This is a genomic window from Streptomyces sp. NPDC059037, assembly GCF_042740015.1.
In the GTDB taxonomy this organism is placed as follows: Bacteria; Actinomycetota; Actinomycetes; order Streptomycetales; family Streptomycetaceae; genus Streptomyces.
The window spans coordinates 21,548-27,071 of record NZ_JBHYIG010000120.1 but is presented as its reverse complement, the minus strand read 5'-3'; the positions used below and the strand labels follow the sequence as shown (position 1 = coordinate 27,071).

Sequence of the window (5,524 nt, the reverse complement as noted above, 5' to 3'; positions counted from 1 at the left end):
TGGGTGACGGACGCATCACCGGCAGCGGCAAGGCCGGCAACCCGGACACCATGGACGGCGTACACCCCGATCTCGTCATCGGCCCGGAGACCGAAGTCCTCGCGGGCAACGGCAAGATACTCACCGCCGGCGGCATCGACACCCACATCCACTTCATCTCGCCGACCATCGTCGACGAGGCGCTCGCCTCCGGTGTCACCACGCTCATCGGCGGCGGCACGGGCCCCGCCGAGGGCAGCAAGGCGACCACCATCACGCCCGGCTCCTGGCACCTGGCCCGGATGTTCGCGGCGATGGAGTCGAGCCCCGTCAACATCGGCTTCCTCGGCAAGGGCAACACGGTCTCCAGCGAGTCCATGCACGCCCAACTGCGGGCCGGCGCGGTCAGCTTCAAGATCCATGAGGACTGGGGCGCGACGCCCGCCACCATCGACGCCTGTCTGAACGTCTGCGAGGACACCGGCGCCCAACTCGCCGTCCACACCGACACCCTCAACGAGGCGGGCTTCGTCGACGCCACGTTCGGCGCCGTCGCGGGACGCACCCTGCACGCCTTCCACGTCGAGGGTGCGGGCGGCGGGCACGCCCCGGACATGATCACGGCGGTGTCGCTGCCGAACATGCTGCCGAGCTCCACCAATCCGACCCGGCCGCACACCGTCAACACCGTCGAGGAGCACCTCGACATGCTGATGGTCTGCCACCACCTCAACCCGGCGGTCCCCGAGGACCTCGCCTTCGCCGAGTCGCGGATCAGGCCCACCACGATAGGGGCCGAGGACATCCTGCACGACCTCGGCGCCATCTCGATCATGTCGTCGGACTCGCAGGCCATGGGGCGCATCGGCGAGGTCGTCATGCGGACCTGGCAGACCGCGCACGTGATGAAGCGACGGCGCGGCTTCCTGCCGGGGGACTCGCGCGCGGACAACCGGCGTGCGCGTCGCTATGTCGCCAAGTACACGATCAACCCGGCCGTCGCGCAGGGCATCGACCACGAGATCGGGTCGGTCGAGACCGGCAAGCTCGCCGACCTGGTGCTGTGGGACCCGGCGTTCTTCGGCGTCAAGCCGCAGGTCGTCATCAAGGGCGGGCAGATCGCGTACGCGCAGATGGGCGATGCCAACGCCTCCATCCCCACGCCGCAGCCGGTCCTTCCGCGGCCCATGTTCGGCGCGCGGGGCGCGGCACCGGGGCTCAACTCGGTCAACTTCGTGACCCAGTCCGCGCTCGACGACGGGCTGCCCGAACGGCTCGGTCTGGCCAAGGAGTTCACCGCGATCCGCTCCACGCGGGGGCGCACCAAGGCGGACATGCGCGAGAACGACGCCCTGCCGCGGGTGGAGGTCGCTCCCGACAGCTTCGCCGTCACCATCGACGGGGAGCTGGTCGAACCGTCACCCGCCGCCGAACTGCCGCTCGCGCAGCGGTATTTCCTGTTCTGATGGCGGTGGTTCGCCATGTCTAGGGCCGCGCTCCTGGTCCTTGCCGACGGCCGCTTTCCCGCCGGAGGGCACGCGCACTCCGGCGGGGCCGAAGAGGCCGTCAAGGCGGGGCGGGTCAGCGGAGCCGCGAGCCTGGAGGCCTTCTGCCGGGGGCGGCTGCACACGACGGGGCTCGTGTCCGCCGCGCTGGCCGCGGCCGCCGCGCTGGGGATCGATCCGCTGGAGCTCGACGAGGCCGCCGACGCCCGTACGCCGTCGCCCGCGCTGCGGGTGGCCGGGCGGCGGCTCGGGCGGCAGATGATGCGGGCCGCGCGTGCGGCGTGGCCCGATCCCTCGCTGGATCAACTGGCCGCCGCCCGGCCCAAGGGCGCGCATCAGCCGGTCGTGCTCGGGCTTGCCGCCCGTGCGGCGGGACTTGGGCCCGAGGATGCCGCGTACTGCTCCGCGTACGAGTGCGTCAGCGGGCCCGCGACGGCGACCGTGCGGTTGCTGAGCCTTGATCCCTTTGACGCCACGGGGGTGCTGGCCCGGCTCGCCCCCGAGCTCGACCTCGTCGCGCGGGAGGCGGCGCAGGCCGCGCGGTGCGCTCTCGACGAGGGTGTCGACGCGCTGCCTGCGCGCTCCGCACCGCTGCTGGAGGTCGGGGCGCAGGCCCACGCGGCGTGGCCTGTGCGGTTGTTCGCGTCGTAGACATCCCCCCCGAGCGCTTGAAGTCGCCGCCGCACAGGGCGAAATGAACTGCTGAACCAGAGGAGTCGCACCATGCATCTCGATCACTCCCACGACGAAGCCACCGCCGTGAGCGCCGACGCGCATCGTCCCGACGGCCGCCGCCGCGCCCTGCGCATCGGGCTCGGCGGGCCCGTGGGGTCCGGCAAGACCGCCACCGTCGCCGCGCTCTGCAAGGCGTTGCGGGACGAACTGGCGCTCGCCGTCGTCACGAACGACATCTACACCCGCGAGGACGCCGAGTTCCTGCTGCGCGAAGCCGTGCTGCCGCCCGAGCGGATCACCGCCGTGGAGACCGGGGCCTGCCCGCACACCGCGATCCGCGACGACATCTCCGCCAACCTGGAGGCCGTCGAGGACCTGGAGGACGAAGTCGGGCCGCTGGACCTGATCCTCGTCGAGTCCGGCGGTGACAACCTCACCGCCACCTTCTCCAAGGGGCTCATCGACGGGCAGATCTTCGTGATCGACGTCGCAGGCGGCGACGACATTCCGCGCAAGGGCGGTCCCGGTGTCACCACCGCCGATCTGCTCGTCGTGAACAAGACGGACCTCGCGCCGTACGTCGGCTCCGACCTCGGCCGGATGGCGGCGGACGCCAAGGCGCAGCGCGTCGAACTGCCCGTCGTCTTCCAGTCGTTGAGGTCCGACGAGGGGGTCGGGCCGGTCGCCGCCTGGGTGCGTGAGCAGTACGCCGCCTGGACCGCGTCCGCATGACCGTCGCGATCGCGGCCTCCGGGGTCCGCGCCACCGCCCGTATCGGCGCGCGCGGCAACGGGCGTGGCGGCACCGACCTGCCCGTGCTCGACGGCGAAGGGCCGCTCGCCGTGCGGCGTACCCGCTCGGCGGGAACGGGCGCCCACGTCACGCTCGTCGGGGCGATGAGCGCGCCGCTCGGGGGCGACCGGCTGACCGTGGAGGCCGCCGCCCACGCGGGGGCCCGCCTGCGCGTCGGGTCGGCCGCGGCCACGCTCGCGCTGCCGGGCCAGTCGAAGGAGCCCGCGCGCTACGACGTACGGATCACGGTCGGCGACGACGCCGAGCTGTGCTGGCTGCCCGAGCAGTTGATCTCCGTACGCGACAGCGAGCTGCGCGTCACCACGCGGGCCGAGCTCGCCGCGAGCGCGAGCCTGGTGCTGCGGGAGGAGCAGGTGCTCGGCCGGACCGGGGAAGCGCCTGGGCGGCTCACCAGCCGCCTCACCGTGCGCCGCGCCGGACGGCCGCTGCTCGACCAGGAGCTGTCCTGCGGGCCCGGCGCGCCCGGGGGATGGGACGGGCCCGCCGCCCTCGCCGGGCATCGCGCCATCGGGCAACTGGTCGTCGTACGCCCGGAGTTCGAGCAGGAGAAGCCGGCGCCCGCGCTGCTCGGCGAGGGGGCGGTCCGGATGCCGCTCGCCGGTCCCGGCGTCCTCGTCACCGTCGTCGCGCCGGACGCGCTGCGCGTGCGGCGCGCCCTCGACGAGGCGTTGCGCACTCTGACGTGAACGGGGGCATATCCGCTCAGCGGAGTTCCCTGCACCGCCTATCGGATTGGTAAAGAAACAGCGGCCCTGTCTGTCGCACTGAACCCGATGACCGCCAGGATCCTCCTACTGTTCGAAAATCGACAGGGAAACCGACAGGGGGAGGAACCAGTTGAGACGCACCACAGCATTCGGCGCCGCGGGCACGCTCATCACGGGCTCGCTCATAGCGGGGGCGATCATGGCGCCCGTCGCCAGCGCCGACGCCCGCCAGAGCGGCACCAGCGCTGAAGCCCGCCAGCGGACCGGCGCCGAGGCCCGCGGTGTCGCGCTCGCCGCGCAGCGCGCGGCCAAGGCCGGCATCGACTGGCAGGCATGCCCCGCGGACTGGGGCCTGGACAAGGCGATCAAGTGCGGCTGGGTCACCGTCCCGCTCGACTACGCCAAGCCCAACGGCAAGAAGATCAAGCTCGCCGTCGACCGCATCGGCAGCACGGGGACCAAGGAGGAGCGCCAGGGCGCGCTGCTCTACAACCCCGGCGGCCCGGGCGCCTCCGGCCTCCGCTTCCCCAACCGCGTCGTCACCAAGGCGAAGCTGTGGGAGAAGACGGCCAAGGCGTACGACTTCGTGGGCTTCGAGCCGCGCGGTGTCGGCCACTCGGCGCCCATCTCCTGTGTCGACCCGCAGGAGTTCGTCAAGGCTCCCAAGCTCGACCCGGTCCCGGACTCCGAGGCCGACAAGAGCGCCCAGCGCAAGCTCGCCGCCGAGTACGCGGCCGGCTGTGCGGAGCGCAGCGGCGAGATGCTGCCGCACATGACCACGCCGAACACCGCACGTGACCTGGATGTCATCCGGGCCGCGCTCGGTGAGAAGAAGCTGAACTTCCTCGGCGTCTCCTACGGCACCTACCTCGGCGCGGTCTACGGGACGCTGTTCCCGTCGCACGTCCGTCGTATGGTCGTGGACTCGGTGGTCAACCCCTCGAAGGAGAAGATCTGGTACGAGGCCAACCTCGACCAGGACGTCGCCTTCGAGATCCGTCTCAAGGACTGGATGAAGTGGGTCGCCAAGTACGACGCCACCTTCCACCTCGGCGACACCGCCGAGAAGGTCGCCGGGAACTGGGACAAGCTGCGCGCCGCGGCGAAGAAGGAGCCGCTGGGCGGAGTCGTCGGCCCCGCCGAGCTCATCGCCTACTTCCAGAGCGCTCCGTACTACGACTCCGCCTGGGTCGAGATCGCCACGAACTTCTCCAAGTACGTGGCCGGTGACGCCAAGCCGCTGATCGAGGCAGCCAGCCCCGACCTGTCGGACACCGCGGGCAACATCGCGTCGGAGAACGGCAACGCCGTGTACACGGCTGTCGAGTGCGCGGACGCCAAGTGGCCCACCAGCTGGAAGAAGTGGGACCGCGACAACACCCGCATCCACCGTGACAACCCGTTCATGACGTGGTCCAACGCCTGGATGAACCTGCCCTGCGCGACCTGGAAGAGCAAGCAGCACGAGCCGGTCGAGGTCAAGTCCGGCAAGGGCCTGCCGCCCGTCCTCATCGCCCAGGCCACCCGCGACGCGGCCACGCCGTACGAGGGTGCGGTCGAGCTGCACAAGCGGTTCAAGGGCTCGCGTCTGATCACGGAGAAGGACGCCGGCTCGCACGGCATCACGAACCTGGTCAACCCGTGCCTCAACGACCGTGTCGAGGCCTACCTGCTCACCGGCAAGCTGGACAGCAAGGACGTGACGTGCGCCCCGCACGCCACGCCCAAGCCGTAACGGCACGCCGCTAGGCAGGTGAGCGAGCTGCTCGCGTCTGATCACGGAGAAGGACGCCGGCTCGCACGGCAACACGAACCCTGTCTCTTATACACACACGACTCTCCCGA

At 71.1% G+C, this 5,524-nt stretch carries 5 protein-coding genes; all 5 read left to right on the top strand.

The annotated features are described in order from the left end of the window. On the top strand, nt 1–1,445 hold a 1,445-nt coding region (gene ureC, locus ACFWY6_RS24010; protein WP_384693874.1), incomplete at its 5' end, for an urease subunit alpha. Nucleotides 1,446–1,460: 15 nt separating this feature from the next. Next, nucleotides 1,461–2,135, top strand: a complete 675-nt coding sequence (locus ACFWY6_RS24005; protein WP_384693871.1) for an urease accessory protein UreF — start codon at nt 1,461–1,463, stop codon at nt 2,133–2,135. A 72-nt stretch (nt 2,136–2,207) separates the two neighbouring features. After that, nucleotides 2,208–2,891, top strand: coding sequence for an urease accessory protein UreG (ureG, locus tag ACFWY6_RS24000; protein ID WP_384693870.1), 684 nt, complete (start codon nt 2,208–2,210; stop codon nt 2,889–2,891). Beyond that, the gene (locus ACFWY6_RS23995; protein ID WP_384693867.1) at nt 2,888–3,658 is read left to right on the top strand and encodes an urease accessory protein UreD; all 771 of its coding nucleotides are present in this window, start codon (nt 2,888–2,890) and stop codon (nt 3,656–3,658) included. Before ureG ends, ACFWY6_RS23995 begins: the two co-directional genes overlap by 4 nt. 151 nt (nt 3,659–3,809) lie before the next feature. Then, nucleotides 3,810–5,414, top strand: a complete 1,605-nt coding sequence (locus ACFWY6_RS23990; protein WP_384693864.1) for an alpha/beta hydrolase — start codon at nt 3,810–3,812, stop codon at nt 5,412–5,414. The last annotated feature ends 110 nt before the right edge of the window (nt 5,415–5,524 follow it).

Bases quoted from the DNA above. Each gene is read 5' to 3' on its own strand.
- ACFWY6_RS24005 (WP_384693871.1), top strand. From the start codon at position 1,461: ATGTCTAGGGCCGCGCTCCTGGTCCTTGCCGACGGCCGCTTTCCCGCC.
- ureG (WP_384693870.1), top strand. From the start codon at position 2,208: ATGCATCTCGATCACTCCCACGACGAAGCCACCGCCGTGAGCGCCGAC.
- ACFWY6_RS23995 (WP_384693867.1), top strand. From the start codon at position 2,888: ATGACCGTCGCGATCGCGGCCTCCGGGGTCCGCGCCACCGCCCGTATC.